Source organism: Flexivirga lutea, assembly GCF_054778955.1.
Genome location: NZ_BAAGZB010000004.1, coordinates 130,859 through 151,911, shown reverse-complemented (window position 1 = coordinate 151,911; position 21,053 = coordinate 130,859). Strand labels below are relative to the sequence as shown.

Genomic DNA, 21,053 nt, shown 5'->3' with positions numbered 1-21,053 from the left:
TGTCCGAGCAGCGAGTCGACGGAAGGCTCCGTGTGGTGTTCATGCCGCACCGGTGTCGCCCACGGTGTGGACGCGGTCGGGGCCGTCCTGTGCGGCGCGTTGCAGGCGGGTCTGCTCCAGGGCCTGCCGCAACAGGCTGCGTTCGGCGTCGGTGGCGGACGCGCCGCCGCGTGTGTGCTCCAAGAAGTCGCAGCACAGGTCCAGCGTCTCCTTGCCGGCGACCTTGCTGGTGTAGCGGTGGTCCCGCAACTGCCGCACGGGCTGGTCGAACAGCAGGTGCACGGTGTGCGGGAACCGTCGACGCAGTTGCTCCATGGCCCCGAGCGGTCGGTTGCTGTCGGTCAAGGTGACCTGGCACCAGGCGCTTTCGGCCGACGTCAGCCCGGGGTCGGCGAGCAACTCGTCGAGGGTGCCGCTCAGCTTGGCCAGTGGCCGCGTCACGGGCGCCTCGATCAACGTGGTGGTCACTGCCGGGTCGCCGGAACCGATCTCCAGGAGCACCGAACTCTTCCGGTGACCGGTCTCGGAGAACGACATGGCCACCGGTGAGCCGCTGTAGCGGCCGACGCCGGCCACGTCCTGGGCGCCGTGCAGATGGCCGAGGGCGGCATACGCGACGCCGTCGAACGTGGCGGCCGGCACGGCACTGGCACCGCCGACGGTGATGTCCCGCTCGGACTCACAGGTCGCCGACCCGACGACGAAGGCGTGCGCCATCACGACCCCGGGCACGTCGCGGCCGGCCAGGTCGGTGTGCACGCGCCGCATCGCGGCGCGCAGCACACCGGCGTGGGTGGCCTCCGTGGCGTCAAGAGCCGAGCAGGACAGCGACGGCTCGAGGTAGGGCAGCGGGTAGACGGCCACGCCGTCCAGCAGGACCGGTGATCCGACCGACGCCGGGTCCGTGCGGATGTGGACGCCGCCGTGCGCCAAAACCCGGGAGCCGAAGCCGAGCCGCACGGCCGAGTCGTGGTTGCCGGCCGAGATCACCACCGTTGCACCGGCGTCGCGCAGCCGCACCAGAGTCTCATCGAGCAGTTGCACGCTGCCGGGGCCGGGCAGTGCCCGGTCGTAGACGTCGCCGGAGACCAGCACTGCGTCGATGCGCTCGGTGCGCACCACCTCCACCAGGTGGTCGAGGTATGCCGCCTGAGCCTGCTCCAGTGAGGCGCCGTGGAAGCTGCGTCCCAGGTGCCAGTCGGAGGTGTGAATCAGGCGCATGGCAGCAGGGTAGGAGCCACCGCCGACAGCGTCCGGCAGCGTCCTCGGCGTGTGGCGGATCGTCCGCCTGACGAGGACAGCCGCGTTTTCCCGCCGGTCGGCCGGAGAATGTGCAAGCGTGTGGTCACGCCGGTCGCCAGGAGGAGGCTCTGATGGGCAAGGAAGTCGCCGCCACGTCATACACCCGCGAGCAACGACAGCGGTATCGCGAGAAGGTGCGGCAGGACCTGGACGTCTTCGAGCGGATGCTGCACACACACAGCTTCGACTTCGAGCGCCAGCTGACCGGGATGGAGATCGAGCTCAACCTCGTCGGCGACGATCTGCAACCGGCGATGAGCAACGCCGACGTGCTGACCAGCATCGCCGACGAGGACTACCAGACCGAGCTCGGGCAGTACAACATCGAGCTCAACGTCAGCCCGCGTCCGTTGCCCGGCGATGCAGCGCTGCAGCTGGAGAAGGATCTGCGTGACAGCCTCAACCGCGCCGAGCAGCAGGCCAACGCGGCTGGTGCCCAGATCGCGATGATCGGCATCCTGCCGACGCTGATGCCCGAGCACTTCACCACCGAGTGGATGAGTGCCAACGCTCGCTACGCGGCGCTCAACGAGGCGATCTTCGCCGCGCGGGGCGAGGACATCTTCATCGACATCGAGGGCTCCAGCGGGGATCGGCTGGCAATGTTCGCCGATTCCATCGCGCCGGAATCGGCCTGCACCTCGGTGCAGCTGCACCTGCAGGTGCAGCCCCATCGCTTCGCCGATCACTGGAACGCTGCGCAGGCGATGTCCGCGGTGCAGCTGGCGATCGGGGCCAACTCGCCCTATTTCTTCGGCAAGGAACTGTGGCATGAGAGTCGGGTGCCGCTGTTCGAGCAGGCGACCGATACCCGCGCCGTCGAACTGAAGAATCAGGGCGTGCGCCCGCGGGTGTGGTTCGGGGAACGGTGGATCACCTCGATCTTCGACCTGTTCGAGGAGAACGTCCGCTACTTCCCGGCGCTGCTGCCCGAGTCCACCGACGAGGACCCGGTGGCGGTGTTCGAGGCGGGCGACGCGCCGCAGCTGGCCGAGCTGCGGTTGCACAACGGCACCGTCTATCGCTGGAACCGCCCGATCTACGACATCGTGGACGGCAGCCCGCACCTGCGGGTCGAGAACCGCGTGCTGCCGGCCGGGCCGACGATCGTGGACTGTATGGCGAACAGTGCCTTCTACTACGGAGTCGTGCGGACACTGGCCGACTCCGACCGTCCGGTGTGGACGCGGATGAGTTTCGCGGCCGCGGAGGACAACTTCGCGGGCTGCGCTCGTCGCGGGATCGACGCCAAGGTCTACTGGCCGGGCTCCGGTGAGGTGCGCGCCGACGAACTCACTCTGCGGCACCTGCTGCCGATGGCGGACGAGGGCCTGAAGTCATGGGGCGTCGCCACCGAGGTGCGTGACCGCTACCTCGGCGTCATCGAGGAGCGCTGCCGCACCGGCCAGAACGGCGCGTCGTGGCAGATCGACTGCGTGCGGGCCCTGGAGGCCAAGGGCAAGGATCGCGCCAGCGCACTGGTGGAGATGCTGCGCCACTACCTGGACAACATGCACGGTGGGGAGCCGGTGCACACCTGGAAGCTCCCTTGATGGCTACCCTGCGAGGTCGCCGCCGGTGTTCCACCGCTGGATGCACGGTGTGCCGTGGTAGAAGCCGAGGGTCGACAGCGACCCGGCATTGAGGATGAGTTGAGCGCCCATCCGCGCCTCCTGCCGCAGGAAGATTGCGGCGAAGATCCGCAGTGAGTGGCCGTGCGCGACGAGAGCGACGTTGCCGATCTCCATGAGCGGCACGACGCGGCGCACGACGTGGCTGACCCGCGCCGCGACGTCCTCGACCGTCTCCCCGGGGGTGGCACCCGGCTCGACGCCGTCGGCGAAGATCTCCCACGACGGATCGCCGAGCTTCTCGCGGATCTGCGGCGTCGAAAGCCCTTCGTACGCACCGTAATCCCATTCGCGCAGGTCGTCGTCGAAACGCAGGTCGGTCAGGCCGGCGAGTTCTGCGGTGCGGCGCGCGCGCTGCATCGGGCTGCAGAAGGTGGCCACGACGTCCAGCTCGGCGACCTGATCGCGCAGTTTGCGCGCATCGGCCTCGCCGTCGGGCAGCAGTGGCAGGTCCGTGGTGCCCGTATGGCGCCCGTTACGCGACCACTCGGTCGCTCCATGACGGACTAGGACGATGCTGTGCTCGGAGTGTGCGCTCACACGGCTCACGCTACTGGCAGTCTTGGCGTATGACGACTCAACCTTCGGACGCCCACCGCTCCGTCACCATCGCCCGCACCGCACCCGGCACGTTCCGCGCGACCAACGCGCGCGGCGGCACGTTCGACTTCGGCAGCGGGGGAGACGACCAGTTCACCCCGGTCGAGTTGCTGCTCACCGCGATCGCCGGCTGCACCGGCATCGATGTCGACATCTTCACCACCCGCCGCAGTGAGCCGACCCGCTTCGAGGTTGTCGCGGAAGGGGACAAGCTGCGCGACGAACAGGGCAATCACATGGGCCCGATCGACGTGACGTTCCGGATCGCCTTCCCCGAGGGCACCGACGGCGACGCGGCCCGGGCGGTGCTGCCCGACGCGATCCAGAAGTCGCACGAGCGGCTGTGCACGGTCAGCCGCACCGTGGCGCTTCCCACCGAGGTCACCATGCACCAGGCGGACTGACGTGCCACGGCACGTCGTGCTGCTGCGGGCGGTCAACGTCGGCGGGCGCTGGGTGAAGATGCAACGCCTGCGGGAGGTGCTCACCGCGGCGGGGTTCGACGACGTGCAGACGCACATCCAGAGCGGCAACGTGCACGTCGGCACTCCCATGCGCAGCCCGGTGAAGCTCGCTGTCGCGTTGGAGAAGCTGCTTCAGGCCGAGTTCGGTTTCGCCATACCGTGTGTCGTCCGCAGCCCGGCACAACTGCGGGCGGTCGCCGCGTATGCCGACGGCCTGTCGGACCCGTTGGCCGGCGACACCCTGCGCCGCTACGTCACCTTCTTCCGGGAGCCGTTGCCGCAGGACCGCGCCGCGGAGTTGGCGCAGTGGTCCGAGCCGGGTGAGCGGCTGCACCCCGACGGTGCCGAATTGCACTGGTGGCTGGCCAAACCGACCCATGAGGCGAAGGTCTCGAATGCGCGTCTGGAGCGGGGTGGCGTGGTCGCCACCACGCGTGATCTGAAGGTGGTGCGCGCCCTCGCCGACAAATGGGGCGGCTGACGCTCGCGGGTCGTACGGTGGGCTCATGGCTCGCTACTTCGACGTGCATCCCCGGGACCCCCAGCCGCGCAGCATCGCGCAGGCCGTGCAGATCCTGCGCGATGGGGGCCTGATCGCCTATCCGACGGACTCGTGCTTCGCGCTCGGGTGCACGCTGGGCAACCGTGATGGTCGTGACCGGATCGTGCGCATCCGGCAGTTGAACGACAAGCACAACTTCACCCTCATGTGTCGCGACTTCGCCCAGCTCGGGCAGCTCGTGCACGTCGACAACCGGGTCTTCCGGGCGATCAAGTCGGCGACGCCCGGGCCCTACACGTTCATCCTGCCGGCGACGTCGGAGGTGCCGCACCGGCTGCAGCAACCGAAGAAGAAGACGGTCGGTGTCCGCATCAGCGATCACCCGGTCGCGCGTGCGCTGGTCGCCGAACTCGGCGAGCCGATTATGACCAGCACGCTGCTGCTGCCGGACGAAGAGGACCCGTTGACCGACGGCTGGCAGGTGAAGGACGCACTCGACCACCAGGTCGACGCCGTGATCGACTCCGGCGAGTGCGGCATCGAGCCGACGACCGTCGTCGACTTCTCCGACGGGTATGCCGAGGTCGTCCGGGTCGGCGCCGGCGACCCCACTCCGTTCGAGGCATGACCTATCTGCCGGCCGGCCCGGTCGCTGCGGCGGTTGCCGAAGTGGCGTCACGCGCCGACGGCCCGCCGCTCAACGCCGCGTTGCGGGTCACCTGCAGCTTCCATCCTGACCGGTGGGCCTCGCCCGGGTCGTCCGACCTCGTCATCGAACGTCTTGCCCGCGAAGGGATCTACACGTCACAGTTCGTGACGGGCACGAGCAACGGTGGCCTGACCGCGTTCCGGGGTGGCGACCGGTTCCGCTGGGAGCAAAGGATGTTCGGTGGCGTGTATGACGGTGCGGACCCGGAGCTGCGCCCGAAGTACGGCGCGTTGAACCACCGGCTCCGCAGCACGGGTGGGTCGCCGCGGTTCGGGTCCGCATACATCCGGCTGGCGGCGCACACGCTGGAACGCACCACGTTCTGCTACCCGGACAGTTTCGACAGCCCAGCGAACTTCGGTGTGGCAGCGTCCTGTTCGCTCACTGAGCTCGCAGACGCAGACGGTCGGGATCTGCTCGACGACTACGTCGAGGCGCACGTGCACGGTCATATCGAGCTGGCGACCGACGTCGAGGCGATGGTGCTCGATCCGAGTTTCCGCGGCACAACCGTCGAAACGGCGTCCCGGCAGCTGCCGTGCCCGGTCGAATGGCACCAGGGGTTCGTGGCCAACATGGCCGACATCGTCGCCCACCCGGCGTTTCGAGGCCCCGAAATCGTGGCTCTGGCAACGGAGTACGCGCTCGGCGGCCAGTTGACACCGCGACGCGTCGGTGACGTGGCGCGGACCGGGAAGCACCACCCGCAGGCGGTCAAACAGCTATGGCACTACGTCGCCAGGTTCGGCACCGCGGAAGGTCGCCGCACGCGGCTTGCTGGCTAGAGTTGCAGGCATGACACGTGCTCTGGTGGTGACGAAGCCGGGTGACCGGTCCGTGCTCGAGGTGCAGCAGGTCGACGTTCCGCCGCCGGGGCCGGGTGAGGTGCAGGTGCGGGTCGCCGCGGCGGGCGTGAACTTCATCGACGTCTACCAGCGTCAGGGCGTCTACCCGATGCAGACGCCGTTCGTGCTCGGCCAGGAAGGCGCCGGCACCGTCGAGGCCATCGGCCCGGAGGTGACCGACGTTGCGGTGGGTGATCGCGTCGCGTGGGCCGGGCCGATGGGTAGTGCCGCGGAGCTGGCCGATCTGCCCGCTGCCCGGGTGGTCCCGGTGCCCGGCGGACTCGACCTGGACATCGCTGCGGCGGCGATGCTGCAGGGCATGACGGCCCACTACCTCGTCACCTCCACCTGGCCGGTGCAGTCGGGACAGATCGCCCTCGTCCATGCGGCGGCCGGGGGAGTGGGCCAGTTGCTGGTGCAGCTGATCAGCGGCCGCGGTGCCGCAGTGATCGCGACGGCCGGGAGCGACGAGAAGCTGGACATCGCACGGCAGCTCGGCGCCGACCACACGATCAACTACCGCCGGTTCAGCGGCGACGCGCTGGCCGAGGAGGTTCGTCGCCTGGCCGGCCGCGGCGTCGACGTCGCCTACGACGGTGTCGGGAGGGCCACCTTCGACGCGTCCCTGAAGTCGTTGCGGCCGCGGGGCATGGGCGTGCTGTTCGGCGGCGCGAGCGGGCAGGTCGACCCGCTCGACCTGCAGGTCCTCAACCAGTTGGGCTCACTCTTCGTCACTCGTCCGACGCTCGCGTCCTACGTCGCCGATCGTGAGGAGTTGTTGTGGCGCTCTGCCGAGATCCTCGGCGCCCTCGCCGGTGGCACGCTGACCCTCGAGGTCGGCGGCCGGTTCCCGCTCGGTGACGCGGCGGCCGCCTACGAGGCGCTGGAGGGGCGCAACACCACCGGCAAGCTGCTGCTGATTCCCTGACGGTCGCCGGCGCGGTGCGCCGATGACGCCGCGAGCCCTCGACTTGAAATATATATAGTCAATGCATATAGTTCTGGATGGTTCTGAAGTCGTCCAGATGTGCAAGGAGCGAAGCAGTGAGTCATCCTGCGGCCGCTGAGAAGCAACGGCCTTCCATGTTCAACCAGCCGAAGGCGGTGTATGCCGTCGCCTTCGCCTGTGTCGTGTCGTTCATGGGCATCGGTCTGGTCGACCCGATCCTGCCGGCCATCTCGGAGCAGCTGCACGCAACGCCGAGCCAGGTGACGCTGCTGTTCACCAGCTACCTGGTCGTCACCGCCGTCGCGATGCTCATCACCAACGCGGTGTCCAGCCGCATCGGTGCGAAGAAGACGCTGATCGCCGGGCTGGCGCTCATCGTGGTGTTCGCGGGGCTGGCCGGCGCGGCCGGTTCGATCAACGGCATCGTCGGCTTCCGGGCCGGCTGGGGCCTCGGCAACGCGCTGTTCATCGCGACTTCGCTGGCGGTCATCGTGTCCTCCGCGACCGGCGGGTTCGCCGGCGCGATCATCCTCTACGAGACGGCGCTCGGCGTCGGTATCGCCTGCGGCCCGCTGCTCGGCGGACTGCTCGGCGAAATGTCTTGGCGTGGACCGTTCTTCGGCGTCTCGGTGCTGATGCTCATCGCGCTGATCGCGACCGTCTTCTTCCTGCCGGAGACCCCGAAGCCCGCGACGCACACCTCGGTGCTCGCCCCGCTGAAGGCGCTGACCCACCGTGGCCTGCTGACCATGGGTGTCGCGGCGCTGTTCTACAACTGGGCGTTCTTCACCATGCTCGGTTACGCGCCGTTCCCGATGAAGCTGTCGGCGATCCAGCTCGGCTTCGTCTTCTTCGGCTGGGGCATCCTGGTCGCGATCTTCGCTGTCTTCGGTGCGCCGTGGCTGCAGCGTCGTTTCGGCACCGCCCCAACGTTGTATGCCGCCCTCACCCTCTTCGCGGTCGACCTAGCGATCATCGCGATCTGGCCGACCCACCGCACGGTATTGATCTGCGCCGTCATCGCGGCCGGCATCTTCATCGGCATCAACAACACGCTGACCACCCAGGCGGTCATGGTGATCTCGCCGGTCGAGCGACCGGTCGCCTCGGCGGCATACGGCTTCGTCCGCTTCATCGGCGGCGGTCTCGCCCCGTTCGTCGCCGGCAAGTTGGTCGAGCACTACAACCTGCACCTGCCGTTCGCCATCGCTGCGGTGACCGCGGTTCTGGCGGCTGTTCTGCTGAGCACGGCGCACCGCACGCTGGCTGCCGCCGACAAGGGTATGGACGAGGACGGTCACCACGTCGCAGGAGCCGACTCGCCCGCGCAGATCTCTCACGAGGTCGGCGACGAATTCGGTGGCGCCACAGGCGCTTTGGATGACTACGAGCGTGAGGAGGAGCGCAGCATCGACCCGGTGCGGTGATCGCTGTCCATCCTCCCCGGGCTCGTGAGAAGCTGAGTTCATGAGCCACACTCCAAACCCGTTGACCGAGCAGGACGTCGAACTTCTCCGCAAGGAGTTCGACGCCCGCTCGGTCAATCGCTTGTTCCAGAACGCCGTGACGAGCACTCCGATCACGCAGGTCGCGCTCGACCGGTCGGTCGTCACCCGCATCGACCGGTCCATGTCGCACCGGCTCGACAAGTGGCCGGTGACCAACCAGCGCAAGAGCGGCCGTTGCTGGATGTTCGCCGGTCTCAATCTGCTACGCGCCGGTGTGATGGAGAAGCTGGGCGTCAAGGACTTCGAGCTCTCGCAGAACTACCCCCTCTTCTGGGACAAGCTCGAGCGCTGCAACTACTTCCTGCAGTCGATCGTCGAGCTGTCCGACCGTCCCTCGGACGACCGCACGCTGTCCTTCGTGCTGGAGGACGTGATGGGCGACGGCGGGCAGTGGAACATGTTTGCGGCACTCGTCACCAAGCACGGCGTCGTGCCCAAGTCGGTGATGCCGGAGACGGAGTCGTCGTCCAACACGGCGGCGATGAACAAGAGCCTGCGCAGCCTGTTGCGTCAGGCCGCGCGGGACATCCGGGTGGCAGGCGACGATGCTGCCGTCGAGCAGATCCGCTCGCGGGTGATGTCGGCGGCCTACCGGATCCTGGCCATTCACCTGGGTACGCCGCCCACGGAGTTCGAGTGGCAGTGGACCGATGACGAGGGCGAGTTCCACCGCGACGGGATGCTGACACCGGCGGAGTTCCGCGATCGCTATCTCACCGTGGACGTCAATGACTACGTGTGTTTGGTGGACGACCCGCGTGCGACCAGCCCTCGCGGCCGCACCTTCACCGTCGACCATCTGGGCAACATCGTCGGCGGAGCGCCGGTGCGTTACCTCAATGTCCCGTCGGACACCTTGAAGACGCTGGCGGCCGAGGCGATCAAGTCCGGTGAGCCGGTCTGGTTCGGGTGCGATGTCGGTCAGATGATGGAGCGGGAGACCGGTGTCTGGGATGCCGGGCTCTATGACTTCGAGGGTGTCTATGACACGCGGTTCGAGCTCGACAAGGCGGCTCGCCTGGAGTTCCACGAGACGCTGATGACGCACGCGATGCTGCTCACCGGTGTGGACCTGGACGGCGACACCCCTCGCAAGTGGCGGGTCGAGAACTCCTGGGGCGACGAGAAGGCCGACAAGGGCTTCTACACGATGAACGATTCCTGGTTCGGTGAATACGTCTTCGAGATCGCTGCGCGGCGCGACCAGTTGCCCGCCGAGTTGCAGGCCGCAGTCGACGCAGACCCGATCGTGCTCCCGGCGTGGGACCCGATGGGTTCGCTTGCATGAGCACGCCGGCTGGCGCGGCTGAGCCGACGCTGCACCGGTTCGCCTCGTTCGACGGTGCCCAGCTCGTATGGCGCGAGCTGGGCGCCGGCCGGCCGGTGGTGCTGATCCACGGTTTCGTGTCCAACGCGCTCACCAACTGGATCCGCTACGGACACGCGAAGACCGTTGCCGACAAAGGCTTTCGGGTGATCATGCCGGACCTGCGAGGGCATGGTGACAGTGCGCAACCGCACGACGCGGCGGCATACCCGCCGGACGTGTTGGCGATGGACGGTGCGGCCTTGATCGAGCAGCTCGGGCTGACCGACTACGACCTGGGCGGCTACTCGCTGGGCGCACACACCGCCGTGCGGATGGTGCTGCGCGGCGCAACTCCGGCGCGGCTGATCACCGCGGGCATGGGTCTGGACGGCATCGAGAACCTCAAGACGCGCGATGAGGTCTACGAGACCGCGTTCGACCTCGACCAGGAGGTCGACAAGCGGTCGGCAGCGGGCAAGGCGCGCATCTTCATGCGACAGACCGGCTCGGACCCGGTCGCCCTGCGCGGCGTATGGCGCTCCAGCGTGCGCACGGATCCCGCTGAGCTGTCTGCGATTTCGCAACCCCTACTGGCGATCTGCGGTGCGCAGGACACCGACCATCGGGAGGGTGCCGAGCGGCTCGCCGCTGCCGTCCCGCACGGCAGCTTCGCGGAGATCCCGGGCAATCACATGAGCGCAGTTGCCGACCGCGCACTCGGCCGGACGATCGCGGACTGGCTGGCGTCGTAGCTCCGGGCGAGGGGCCACGAACACCACGCGCCCAGCTGCCAAGGACCCTGTGAAGGACGCTGTGCGTGTGCTCGCTTCGCGTGGCGCATCAGGCGAGCGCGAGGAACACTTTCTCCAGCTTCTTGGTGTCCACGCTGTCGCGGCCACCCTCGGCCAGGCAGCGTTCGAGCCCGGTTGCGACGAGGGCGTACCCGCCCCTGCTGACCGCCTTGCTGACCGCCGCCAGCTGGGTGAGGGCGTCCTCGCACTCGGCTCCGTCCTCGAGCATGCGGATCACGGACGCAAGGTGTCCGTTGGCCCGCTTGAGGCGGGTGATGATCGCGGTGATCTCGTCAGGCTCTAGTTGCATCACTGTCTCTCCGGTCGCTGGTCAACGCATTCATCATCCCTGACAGTCGCGTCCGTGCCTCACCGGCGACGCCGGCGAGCCGAGGGCTGAAATCGGTCATCACGGCGGGGTCGAAGACCTCGACGACGCTGTCGGCTCCGTCGGCGGCGACCACCACGTTGCACGGCAGCAGGGTCGCGACTCGCGGATCCGCATCGAGGGCCTGGTGGGCGAGCGACGGATTGCAAGCACCCAGGATGATGCGCGGCTCGACCTCGACGCCGAGCTTGGCGCGAAGTGTGGCGGCCATGTCGATCTCGGTCAACACGCCGAACCCGGCGTCCGCGAGCACTTCGCGGACGCGAGTGACGGTCTCGTCGTACGGCTGCGCGACCGAGACACGCATCGTGAAGTCATTCATCTCAATCCTCTCCTCGTGTGATTTGCATATCCCCCTGGGGGGGATATCTATAGTATCTCACATCCCCCCAGGGGGTTAGGAGAGGAAACGATGAGGCTCAGTCGATCGACACCGGACGCACCGGACGCAACACACCGCACCGACGGCGCCGCCGGCGCCGAGTCGCCGCCCGGACCGCTGGGCCGGCTGGGCCTCGCAGTGCTCGGCCACGCACGAATCACGCTGGCGTTGTGGGTGCTCATCGTGCTCGGACTCGGCGTCTTCGCGCCTCGGGTCGAGGCGTCCTTGTCCGGAGCGGGCTGGCAGGCCAGTGGTTCGGAGTCGGTGGCCGCCCGACAACTCGCGCAGGAGCACTTCGGCGGGAACGCCAGCTCCGCGTTGCAAGTGGTGATTCACAGCGAGGACGCACCGCTCACCTCGCCGCAGGGGCAGCGGATCACCGGTCAGGTGGAGCAAGCTCTGCGTGGCGATCACCGGATCGCCACAGTGATCGCTCCGGAGCCCGGCGCGACGCTCAGCGAGGACGGGCACACGGCCATCGTGATCGGCGGCGCCGGCGCCGATACGAACGACATGGTTCGTGCGGCCGTGGACCTGAAGCCCGAACTCATCGCGCTGTCCGGCGACGGTGTTCAGGTCACGCCGACCGGGGCGTCCCAGCTGTGGGCCGACTTCAACGCGGCGAACCTCGACGCGATGCTGAAGTCGGAGATGCTCTCGTGGCCGGTCACGCTGGCGATCCTGGTCCTCGCGTTCGGTGCACTGGTCGCCGCGGGCCTGCCACTGCTGCTGACCCTGGCCGGTCTCGTGGCGTCGGCCGGTTCGCTGGTGCTGATCAATGCCTTGGTGCCCGTGTCCATCTGGGCCATGAACTTCGCGATGATGTTCGCCCTCGCCCTAGGCATCGACTACGCACTCTTCCTCGTCGTCCGTTACCGGGCCGCTCGCGCAGTCCCCGGCAGCACCCGGGAACGTGCCGTCGCCGAAACCATGGACACCGCGGGTAAGGCCGTGCTGCTGTCCGGTCTGACGGTGCTGGTCGCCTTGTCGGCGGTGGAGATCGTGCCGTCACCGGCCTTCCGGTCGATGGCCGGCGGGATCATGCTGGCCGTCGTCTTCGTGCTGGCCGCGACCCTGACCCTGCTACCTCTCGTGCTCGGCAAACTCGACACCCGGATCAACAAACTGGCGCTGCCGTGGTCGCGAGTCACCGAGCATCGGTCACCTGCCTTCGAGAAGTGGGGCGAGCGACTGTGGCGTCGGCCCGTGGCGTATGGCGCAGCCGCGCTGATCGTGCTCGTGGCCCTCGCCGCACCGATCGCCGGTCTGCGGACGGCGATGCCCTCGATCAAGGTGCTTCCCGCGGACGCACCCGCCCGGGTCGGCTACGACCGTGTCCAATCGGCGTTCGGGCCGGGCGCACCCGGCATGCTCCAAGTCGTCGCTCCCGCGGCGGAAGCCGATACCGCCGCGGCGGCCGTCGCCGCCGACCACGGGATCGCGGCAACCCTTCCTGCCCAGCCGTCCACCGACGGCACGCCATACCGGGTGATCCAGGCGATGCCGAAGACCGACCCGTCCGATCCCGGTCTGAAACAGACCGTCGACCGGCTGCGCCAAAACCTCCCTCAGGGAGCAGTCGTCGGAGGGGCCGCCGTGGAGAACCTCGATCTGAAGAACCAGCTCGACCGATCCACTCCGTGGGTCATCGGCATCGTGCTGGCGCTCGGCTTCGTGCTGCTGCTGATCGCCCTCCAGGCCCCGCTGATCGCGCTGCTCGGCACGCTGGTGAGTTTGCTGTCGACAGCGGCAGCGTTCGGTGTCGCACGCCTGATTTTCCAGGACGGTCACCTCAGCGGACTGTTCGGTTTCGAGTCGCAGGGTTTCCTCGACGCATGGGCGCCGGTGTTCTTCTTCGCGATGATCTTCGCCGTCGCGATGGACTACACGGTCTTCCTGCTCGCCTCGGCGAAGGAGCACTGGGAGAAATCGAAGAGCCCGCACGACGCCATGGTCGGAGCAGTCGCGCAGTCCGGACGCGTCATCTTCGCCGCAGGAGCCGTCATGGTCGCGGTCTTCTTCACCTTCTCGCTGTCCGGCCCACTGCCGCCGAAGGAGATGGGCGTCATCCTCGGGGTCGCGGTCCTGCTCGACGCATTCCTGGTGCGCCTGGTCCTGCTTCCTGTCCTGCTGCGCCTGACCGGCCGGGCCGCCTGGGCGTGTCCGACCTGGCTGCGCCGGATCCTGCCCACCATCCGCTTCTCGCACTGAACAACCAACCGCACGAAGGAGATTCATGCCATGACCGATCACAGTCCGCACGGCAAAGCCACCCTGCACGAGCTCGCTCCGCTCCATCGCGAGCTGCGTCACGCGATACCCGATGTCTATCGAGGATTCGGGCAACTGTCGGCGGCGGCGTTCGCCGACGGTGCGCTGGACCGGAGAACCAAGGAGCTGATCGCGCTGGCGATCGGGGTGGTCGAGGGATGCGATGGCTGCATCGCTTCTCACGGACAGTCGGCGGCACGCGCAGGCGCAACACGACAGGAAGCCGCCGAAGCCATCGGTGTCACCTTCCTGATGCACGGCGGACCCGCCACCGTCCACGGCGCGCGAGCGTACGACGCGTTCTGCGAGTTCGCCGACGCACTCGAATCCGGCGAGCAGCCGGCCTGACACCGAGGAGGATCCATCATGTGCCGACCGACCCGTTGCAAACGCTGCGGCAAGACCACCTGGACCGGATGCGGTGCTCACATCGAGAACGTGCGCGCGAGAGTCCCGGAGGCGGACTGGTGCCCCGGCCACCCGGAGAAGACCCAGCCCGAGCGGAGAGGCTTCCGACGGCTGCTGGGTAGGTGAGCGGTAGCGTCACTGTCGTGTTCGGTCACGCGGCTGTCGTCCGCTATTTGAGGCGGACTGTCTATCCCGTTCCTTCAGCAGAGCCGGTCGACGTCGGGGATGGTGCAGAGATCATTCGAACGCCGGGTCCCGAGCCTGCTTTCGCCCTGCACACGCCGCCCGTCACGGGGCGCACCGTTGTCTACTTTCACGGCAACGCTCAACAACTCAGCGACGCCGGGCCGCTGATGGATGCTGTCGTGGCGACCGGACTCGGATTCGTGGCAGTGGAGTATCCCGGCTATGGACTCGCAGCCGATCAGCAGCCGAGCGAGTCCAGCTTGTATGCCGCAGCTGTCGCCATACTCGAGCACCTGCGCCGGGAGACCGGGCTCGAACCAGAACAGACCGTCCTGCTCGGGCACTCGCTGGGGACCGCGGTCGCCGTTGAGATGGCCACGCGAGGTTACGGCGGTCGTCTGGTCCTGTCGGCGCCCTTCACCTCCACTGCTGGCATGGTGCGGCATCATGCGCGCTTTGTGCCTGCCCGGTTGTTCACCGCGGGAGACCGGTTCGACAGTCTCGCCAAGGCGGGGCAGGTGGAGGTGCCCACACTGCTGATCCATGGAGCGGATGACGTGGTGGTGCCGACTCGGATGAGTGCTGCTCTGGCGGAGAACCTCCGGATCGCTCATCGGGTCGTCCTGCCCGGCCGTGGGCACAACGACCTGGGCGGGGCCATTTCGCAGGCGGCGATCTTCGCTGCGACAGAGGCGCCGGACCGCTGGGGCACCCTGACGAGCTTCAGCGACACGTAGTCGAGTAGTCGAACTGCTCCTGGCTCGGCCGAGTCCTTCCGACCGCCTGGCCACCCGCCCACACGCCGAGTGACGGCGAGATCGCCGACTGACGGCGCCATACAACCGTCGCTCGGCGAGGAAGCCGTCACTGGCCGATGTGGGGGACCTGAAGGGGGCCGGGCTTGGGCTGCGACTCGGGATCGCGCACGGGCGTGGTCGATGTGTGGTCGATTCGGTGATGCGCAGGCGTGCTGCTACTGTCTCCTTAACGAGAATGACTATCAATACGGATTCGGGGAAGCGAATGAAGTTGCGTTGGGCGGTCGCCGCTGTTGTGCCGCTGGTGGCACTCACCGGGTGTGGCTCGGATGCCAAGGGCACGGGGAACTCCGACGGTCGGATCGGAGTCGTGGCGAGCACCAACGTCTATGGCGACATCGTGAAGCAGGTCGGCGGCTTACACGTCCAGGTGACGTCGGTGCTCAGCGACCCCAACGTGGACCCGCACGGGTATGAGTCCAGCGCCAAGAACGCCGCGACCGTCTACGACGCAGAGCTGATCGTCGAGAACGGTCTGGGCTACGACAGCTTCATGGACGAGCTGACCTCGTCCGCGGACTCCCGGAAGCAGACGGTCATCACCGCTGCGAAGGTGCTCGGCGTGAGTGGCGACGACGCCAACCCGCACCTTTGGTACGACGTCCCGAAGATGGCGAAGGTGGCGGACGCCATCGCGAAGAAGCTCGGCACGATCGACGCGAGCCACGCCGCCGACTACCGCAAGAACGCCGCGAAGTTCACCAAGTCATTGCAGCCGGTGGAGAAGGTGGTGCAGTCGATCAGGACGAAGGACGACGGCGCGAAGATCGCCTACACCGAGCGGGTCGCGGGCTACCTCCTCGCCGACGCCGGTCTGCAGCTCGGCATACCGGCCGGCTTCCCTCGAGCGGTGGAGGAGGGCGACGACCCGAGTCCGGGCGATACTGTTGCCTTCGACAAAGCCCTGCAGAAGCACACGGTCCGAGCGCTGATCTACAACAGCCAGGTCACCGACAAGCAGACCGAGCAACTGAAGCACCAGGCGACGTCGGCCGGTGTGTCACTGGTCGCGGTCACCGAGACCATGCCGAAGAAGAGCAGTAGCTACCAGGCATGGCAGCTGAAGCAGGTCAAGCAACTACGAGCCGCTCTGGAGAAGTCTGCATGAAGGACGAACCCACCGACGCGACGGTGATCGCCTTCCGGGGTGCCACCCTGACCCTCGGTGGACGGACCCTGTGGTCCGGCCTCGATCTGGACATCCAGGCGGGTGAGTTCGTCGCGATCCTCGGCCCGAACGGAGCCGGCAAGACAACCCTGTTGCGCGCATTGCTCGGGCTGCAGGAGCTGTCCGGTGGCTCGGTGACGGTCGCGGGCAGGAAGCCACTGCGCGGCAGTTCGGACGTCGGCTACATCCCGCAGCAGAAGATCTTCGACGGCGACCTCGGACTGCGCGGCCGTGACCTGGTCGCGCTCGGCGCGGACGGGCACCGCTTCGGCCGCCCCTGGGCGAGTGCATCGGTCCGCGCCGCCACTGACGCGATGGTCCAGGCAGTGGGTGCGTCGTCATACGCCGACGCACCGGTGGGCAAACTCTCCGGCGGCGAGCAGCAGCGGCTGCGCATCGCCCAGGCGTTGATGAGCGACCCCAAGGTGTTGCTGTGCGACGAGCCGCTCACCTCACTGGATCTGCGGCATCAGGAAGGCGTCCTCGAGCTGCTCGATGCCCGACGGCGGTCCTCACGCACAGCCGTCGTGATGGTCACGCACGAGATCAACCCGATCCTGCCCTACGTCGATCGCATCATCTATCTCGTGGGCGGTAACTGGGCGGTCGGCACACCCGACGAAGTGCTCACCACCGAGCAGTTGTCCGGCCTGTATGGCGCACCCGTCGACGTTCTCCGCGTCCGCGGGCGGGTCATCGTGGTCGGCGGTGGCGAGACACCGGAGCAGTCGCATCACTGCGGGCCTGCCGAGGTGGCCGTCTCGTGAGCAACCTGACGGAGATGCTGCACTACCCGTTCGCCCAACACGCCCTCATTGCAGCCACCCTGATCGCCCTGACGTGCGGTCTGGTCGCCCCGTTCGTCGTCATGCGTGACATGGCGTTCGCGGTGCACGGCACGGCGGAGCTTTCCTTCCCGACCGCAGTCGCGGGGTTGCTGATCGCCGGCGACGCGGTCGGTGGCGCGCTTGTCGGATCCCTTGTGGTGGCAACGGCATTCGCGCTGCTGGGCCGACGGCGCAGCGAGAGCAATACGGCGATCGGAGTCGTGCTCGCCTTCGGTCTCGGGCTCGGTGTCTTCCTGCTGAGTTTCTACGACGGCTTCTCGTCGGCAGCCACCAATATCCTCTTCGGATCACTCGTGTCGGCCTCGACGCGGGACATCGTGATCCTCGGTGTGCTCTCGGTCCTGGTGGTGATCACCATGGTGGTGATCTTCCGCCCACTGCTGTTCGCGTCGGTCGACCCGGCCGTGGCGATCGCGCGTGGAGTGCCGGTGCACCGGCTGGGGCTGGTCTTCCTGGTCCTGCTGGCGCTGACCGTCACCGAGGCGGCGCAGGTCGTTGGCACCCTGCTGGTGCTCAGCCTCGCGATCACTCCGGCCGCCGCAGCCCGCCGGTGGACCGCGAATCCCATTGCGTTCACTGCGCTTTCGGTCGTGTTCGCGCTGGTGGCCGCTGACGGCGGGTTCCTGCTGAGCCTCGCCCTGAGTGACACCGACATCAAGGCGAGCGTGCTCATCTGCTTCGTGAGCTTCGCGATCTATGCGGTGTCGTTCGCGGCGGGCCTGGTCCGTCGGGATGCCCGACCTGCGGGTGTGGCAGCGGCTACTTGATGCCGGTGCCGGCGATGCCCTGCACGATCTGTCGCTGGAAGAGCAGGAACACCACGAAGAGCGGCAGCGCTCCGAGCACCGCGGTGGCCATCAGCTGTGCGTAGAGCAGGCCGAAACCGCCGGACACGGTCGCCATACCGACCGGGATCGTCATCTGGTCGACGTTGCTGAGTGCGAGCAGCGGCCACAGGAAGTTGTTCCAGCTGGTGACGAAGGTGAAGATCGCGACGGCGGCGACAGCCGGGCGGCACAGCGGCAGGCAGACCCGCCAGTAGATGCCGAACCACGACGCACCGTCGATGCGTGCGGCATCGACGAGCTCACGCGGCAGCCCGCTGAAGAAAGACTCGAAGATGAAGACCGCCACCGGTGCGGCGGCCGCCGGAAGCACCATCGCCCAGTAGGTGTTGAGCAGGTGCATCCCCTGCACGATCTGGTAGAGCGGCAGCACGAGGATCTGGCCGGGGATCAGCAGCCCGGCCAGCACCAGCGCGATGAGCCCGCCTCGGCCGGAGAAGCGGGTCTGGGCGAGCGCGAAGCCGATCATCGAGGTCACCAGCAGCGTCAGCACGACGGTCAGGACCGCGATGATGAGGCTGTTGAGATACCAGGTCAGGATCGGCGTGTTGTCGATGACCTTGCTGTAGGCGTCCAGCGAAAAGTTGGAGCTCCACCAGCTCGTCGGGTGCGCCGCGATCTCACCCTCCGGCTTCAGCGAGGTGTCCACCGCAAACAGCAGCGGGATCGCCCAGATGACGGCGAAGACGCCCAGCACGAGCACGGAGAAGATCTTGAAGGCGCGCGACCGGCCGTTGTAGTCCAGTGCGTTCGTCGTCATGCGCCGACTCCTTTGTTGGACTGACGACGCAGGAAGAACCACACGACCGAGACCACGGCCACGATCACGAAGTAGACGATCGTCGCGGCGGAGGCGTAACCGGCTCGGTAGTCGGAGAACCCGATGTCGTAGATGTATTCCATGACCGGCCTGGTCGACGTGCCCGGGCCACCGCCGGTCATCAGATACATCTGGTTGAAGACCTGCAGGCTGGCGATGATCTGCAGCATGGTGACCAGCACGATCGTGGGCCGCAACAGCGGCAGCGTGACCGACCGCAGCGTGCGCGTCGGGCTGCTCCCGTCGACCGCTGCCGCCTCGTAGACGTCGGTCGGGATGTCCTGCAGTCCGGCGAGGAACAACACGAAGTTGAAGCCGAGCGTCCACCACACGGTCAGCGCGGCCACCGAGATGAATGCCCACTTGGTCTCGCCGAGCAGGTTCGGCGGCGTCATCCCGAGCTTGTCGATCCAGTGGGGGATCAGCCCGATGTCACCGGCATACAGCCAGGTGAAGATCATCGTCACCGACGTGACCGGGAGCACGAAGGGAGCGAAGAAGATGAAGCGCACCAACGCTTTTCCGTGCCGAACACGCTCGGCGAGGATCGCGAAGAGGAATGCGAGGATCACCAGCGGCGGGGTGGTCAGGACCGTGAACCAGACCGTGTGGCCCATTGAGGACCAGAAGTCGGAGCTGGTGAAGATGTCGCGGTAGTTGTCCAGCCCGACGGACTCGCCGAGCCCGGGTTTGACCGACGTGGCATTGAAGAAGCTCATGACCAAGCCGTAGACCGCCGGTCCGATGAGGAAGAGGACGTAGAGCACCAGGAAGGGCACACTGAGCGCCCACCCCGCGCGGTTCTCGTCCGAGCCGCCGCCGCGCCGCCTGCCCGTTGTGGGACGAGCTTCGATGAACGCGCCGTCGTCGATGATCGTGGTCGCCATGTATTCCGCTCCTCATCCCACCGGCGGCTTCGCGGACGCGTAGGGCTGCAGCCCCGCGCGCATCTTGCGCACTGCGGTGGCGGGCGACGTTGCGCCGGACTGGGATCCGGCGATCGCGGCACCCACGATGTTCTCGAATTCGCTGCCCGCCCCGGAGTACCAGCCGGGTGGGTCGTACTGCGCGGCGTCCGCGGCCGCGACGTAATTCGCCTGCGGCTTCATCTGCTCGAACGCTGCCGAGTCCCGGACCGGCAACCACGCCGGTATGTGTCCGCCCTTGGCCCAGGTGCGGCTGCTGTTGAGCAGCGACTTGATGAATGTCAATGCCTGCGAACGGCGTTCGGCGTCATCGGCACTTCCCGCCGGTATGACGAAGGAGTGACTGTCGGCGTATGTCGCGAGCTTCGGACCGTAGAGGTGGGGGACCGGCACGACGTTGAACTTGATCTTGGTCGCCTCGTAGGTCGGGATCTGCCACTCGCCGTCGAAGAGGAAACCTGCCTTCCCGGTCGAGAAGAGCGAGGTGACTCCGGTCGGATCAACGGACTGCGGCAGCAGGCCGCTCCTGGTGAGGCTCCGCAGATAGGTCAGTGCCTTGACCGCGAGTTCGTCGTCGATGGTGATCCGGGTGCCGTGATCGGCCAAGAAGGTCCCGCCGAGTTGGTAGTAGAGCGTGGCGAAGAAGCGCAGGTTCGTCGACGGGTCGTTGGTGACCGCTGCGACCCCGCCGTAGTGCCCGGTGACCTTCTTCGCAGCGCGCAGTGCTGCCGTCAGCTCCGCCGGTCCGTGGATCGGCTTCAGCATGCCGTCGGAGTCCAGCAGGCCGGCCTTGCGGCACACGTCCTCGTTGTAGAACATCACGAACGGGTGTGTGTCGAGCGGCACTGCGTGCACCTTGCCGCCGACGGTGGCCTTCCGGATGGCTGCCGGGGTGAACTTGGCGGTGGGCATCCCCGCCGCCGCCATCTCCTCGGCCGTGAGCGCGGTGACCAGCCCGGCATCGACGAAGGTCTGCAAGCGGGACAGATGCAGGATCGCGACGTCGGGTGGAGCTCCGCCGGCGGTCGCCAGGGCGAGCTTCGTGTAATAGGGCGTGCCCCACGCCAGGACCGTGGCGCTCAGGTCGGAGTGCGGGTGTTGCTTGGAGTATTTCTCCTCCATCGTGATCATGTTCGCCCCGTCACCTCCGGTGAAGAGGTTCCAGAAGGTCAGCTTGCTCGGCGGTGGAGCAACACCGAAAAGCCCTGTGGCGACCGGAGATCCGCATCCTGACAGGAGTCCTGCCGCGGCAGTCCCGAGGCCTGCGCCAAGCAGTGTGCGACGGGTGGGTCGTGCCAATCGGCTCGGCGGCCGGGGAACCGGGGTGTTCGCCATGCAGGTGCACCTCCTCGTGCGAAGTGGATCCTTGCATCGTTGCATGCA

The 21,053-nt window shown here is 67.3% G+C and carries 22 protein-coding genes; 15 read left to right on the top strand and 7 right to left on the bottom strand.

What is annotated here, in order from left to right; genetic code table 11:
• Positions 1–39: 39 nt before the first annotated feature.
• The gene (locus tag ACYVBN_RS15495; protein ID WP_460601306.1) at positions 40–1,221 is read right to left on the bottom strand and encodes an exonuclease SbcCD subunit D; all 1,182 of its coding nucleotides are present in this window, start codon (positions 1,219–1,221) and stop codon (positions 40–42) included.
• 152 nt (positions 1,222–1,373) lie between these two features.
• On the opposite strand from ACYVBN_RS15495, the gene ACYVBN_RS15490 reads away from it, so the two are divergent.
• On the top strand, positions 1,374–2,855 hold the full coding sequence (locus ACYVBN_RS15490; RefSeq protein WP_440281429.1) for a glutamate--cysteine ligase: 1,482 nt from the start codon (positions 1,374–1,376) through the stop codon (positions 2,853–2,855).
• A 3-nt stretch (positions 2,856–2,858) separates the two neighbouring features.
• Here ACYVBN_RS15490 and ACYVBN_RS15485 read toward each other — a convergent pair whose 3' ends face one another.
• Positions 2,859–3,473: a histidine phosphatase family protein gene (locus ACYVBN_RS15485; protein ID WP_460601305.1), complete on the bottom strand. Its 615-nt coding sequence runs from the start codon at positions 3,471–3,473 to the stop codon at positions 2,859–2,861.
• Positions 3,474–3,502: 29 nt separating this feature from the next.
• Here ACYVBN_RS15485 and ACYVBN_RS15480 point away from each other — a divergent pair, with 29 nt between their 5' ends.
• The 8 genes from ACYVBN_RS15480 to ACYVBN_RS15445 all read left to right on the top strand — a co-directional run bounded on the left by ACYVBN_RS15480 (position 3,503) and on the right by ACYVBN_RS15445 (position 10,571).
• Positions 3,503–3,937, top strand: a complete 435-nt coding sequence (locus ACYVBN_RS15480) for an OsmC family protein (protein WP_460601304.1) — start codon at positions 3,503–3,505, stop codon at positions 3,935–3,937.
• Between the two features lies 1 nt (position 3,938).
• Complete coding sequence (locus ACYVBN_RS15475) at positions 3,939–4,478, top strand: DUF1697 domain-containing protein (protein WP_460601303.1); 540 nt, start codon at positions 3,939–3,941, stop codon at positions 4,476–4,478.
• A gap of 25 nt (positions 4,479–4,503) precedes the next feature.
• Positions 4,504–5,127, top strand: coding sequence for an L-threonylcarbamoyladenylate synthase (locus ACYVBN_RS15470; RefSeq protein WP_440281425.1), 624 nt, complete (start codon positions 4,504–4,506; stop codon positions 5,125–5,127).
• Complete coding sequence (locus ACYVBN_RS15465; RefSeq protein ID WP_460601302.1) at positions 5,124–5,993, top strand: DUF3626 domain-containing protein; 870 nt, start codon at positions 5,124–5,126, stop codon at positions 5,991–5,993. The genes ACYVBN_RS15470 and ACYVBN_RS15465 overlap by 4 nt, the downstream gene beginning before the upstream one ends.
• A 10-nt stretch (positions 5,994–6,003) precedes the next feature.
• On the top strand, positions 6,004–6,981 hold the full coding sequence (locus ACYVBN_RS15460; RefSeq protein ID WP_460601301.1) for a quinone oxidoreductase family protein: 978 nt from the start codon (positions 6,004–6,006) through the stop codon (positions 6,979–6,981).
• A 116-nt stretch (positions 6,982–7,097) separates the two neighbouring features.
• A complete protein-coding gene (locus tag ACYVBN_RS15455) occupies positions 7,098–8,429 on the top strand; it encodes an MFS transporter (protein ID WP_460601300.1) in 1,332 nt (443 codons plus the stop codon).
• A gap of 40 nt (positions 8,430–8,469) precedes the next feature.
• Positions 8,470–9,798: a C1 family peptidase gene (locus tag ACYVBN_RS15450; RefSeq protein WP_460601299.1), complete on the top strand. Its 1,329-nt coding sequence runs from the start codon at positions 8,470–8,472 to the stop codon at positions 9,796–9,798.
• Positions 9,795–10,571, top strand: coding sequence for an alpha/beta fold hydrolase (locus ACYVBN_RS15445; protein ID WP_460601298.1), 777 nt, complete (start codon positions 9,795–9,797; stop codon positions 10,569–10,571). Before ACYVBN_RS15450 ends, ACYVBN_RS15445 begins: the two co-directional genes overlap by 4 nt.
• Before the next feature lie 88 nt (positions 10,572–10,659).
• Here the strand turns inward: ACYVBN_RS15445 and ACYVBN_RS15440 are convergent, their stop codons facing one another.
• Together ACYVBN_RS15440 and ACYVBN_RS15435 are read right to left on the bottom strand one after the other, a co-directional pair.
• A complete protein-coding gene (locus tag ACYVBN_RS15440) occupies positions 10,660–10,920 on the bottom strand; it encodes a metal-sensitive transcriptional regulator (protein ID WP_446663743.1) in 261 nt (86 codons plus the stop codon).
• Entirely contained in the window at positions 10,904–11,320 is a 417-nt protein-coding gene (locus ACYVBN_RS15435; protein WP_446663742.1) for a DUF302 domain-containing protein, read from the bottom strand. The genes ACYVBN_RS15440 and ACYVBN_RS15435 overlap by 17 nt, the downstream gene beginning before the upstream one ends.
• A 90-nt stretch (positions 11,321–11,410) precedes the next feature.
• Between ACYVBN_RS15435 and ACYVBN_RS15430 the strand changes: the two genes are divergently transcribed.
• The 6 genes from ACYVBN_RS15430 to ACYVBN_RS15405 all read left to right on the top strand — a co-directional run bounded on the left by ACYVBN_RS15430 (position 11,411) and on the right by ACYVBN_RS15405 (position 17,846).
• Positions 11,411–13,591, top strand: coding sequence for an MMPL family transporter (locus tag ACYVBN_RS15430; RefSeq protein WP_460601297.1), 2,181 nt, complete (start codon positions 11,411–11,413; stop codon positions 13,589–13,591).
• 30 nt (positions 13,592–13,621) lie between these two features.
• Positions 13,622–13,999 carry a carboxymuconolactone decarboxylase family protein gene (locus ACYVBN_RS15425; RefSeq protein WP_446663740.1) on the top strand — a complete coding sequence of 126 codons (378 nt, stop codon included), beginning with the start codon at positions 13,622–13,624 and terminating at the stop codon, positions 13,997–13,999.
• 203 nt (positions 14,000–14,202) lie between these two features.
• A complete protein-coding gene (locus ACYVBN_RS15420; protein WP_460601296.1) occupies positions 14,203–14,982 on the top strand; it encodes an alpha/beta hydrolase in 780 nt (259 codons plus the stop codon).
• A 286-nt stretch (positions 14,983–15,268) separates the two neighbouring features.
• Positions 15,269–16,171 carry a TroA family protein gene (locus tag ACYVBN_RS15415; protein WP_460601295.1) on the top strand — a complete coding sequence of 301 codons (903 nt, stop codon included), beginning with the start codon at positions 15,269–15,271 and terminating at the stop codon, positions 16,169–16,171.
• On the top strand, positions 16,168–16,998 hold the full coding sequence (locus ACYVBN_RS15410) for a metal ABC transporter ATP-binding protein (RefSeq protein ID WP_460601294.1): 831 nt from the start codon (positions 16,168–16,170) through the stop codon (positions 16,996–16,998). Before ACYVBN_RS15415 ends, ACYVBN_RS15410 begins: the two co-directional genes overlap by 4 nt.
• Positions 16,995–17,846, top strand: coding sequence for a metal ABC transporter permease (locus tag ACYVBN_RS15405; protein WP_446663736.1), 852 nt, complete (start codon positions 16,995–16,997; stop codon positions 17,844–17,846). Before ACYVBN_RS15410 ends, ACYVBN_RS15405 begins: the two co-directional genes overlap by 4 nt.
• On the opposite strand, the gene ACYVBN_RS15400 is transcribed toward ACYVBN_RS15405, so the two are convergent.
• Genes ACYVBN_RS15400 through ACYVBN_RS15390 form a run of 3 tightly spaced genes read right to left on the bottom strand, consistent with a single transcriptional unit; the run spans position 17,839 to position 20,801 of the window.
• Positions 17,839–18,684 carry a carbohydrate ABC transporter permease gene (locus tag ACYVBN_RS15400; protein ID WP_460601293.1) on the bottom strand — a complete coding sequence of 282 codons (846 nt, stop codon included), beginning with the start codon at positions 18,682–18,684 and terminating at the stop codon, positions 17,839–17,841. The genes ACYVBN_RS15405 and ACYVBN_RS15400 overlap by 8 nt on opposite strands.
• Positions 18,681–19,631, bottom strand: coding sequence for a carbohydrate ABC transporter permease (locus ACYVBN_RS15395; protein ID WP_460601292.1), 951 nt, complete (start codon positions 19,629–19,631; stop codon positions 18,681–18,683). The genes ACYVBN_RS15400 and ACYVBN_RS15395 overlap by 4 nt, the downstream gene beginning before the upstream one ends.
• Before the next feature lie 12 nt (positions 19,632–19,643).
• The gene (locus ACYVBN_RS15390) at positions 19,644–20,801 is read right to left on the bottom strand and encodes a type 2 periplasmic-binding domain-containing protein (RefSeq protein WP_460601291.1); all 1,158 of its coding nucleotides are present in this window, start codon (positions 20,799–20,801) and stop codon (positions 19,644–19,646) included.
• Positions 20,802–21,053 lie beyond the last annotated feature (252 nt).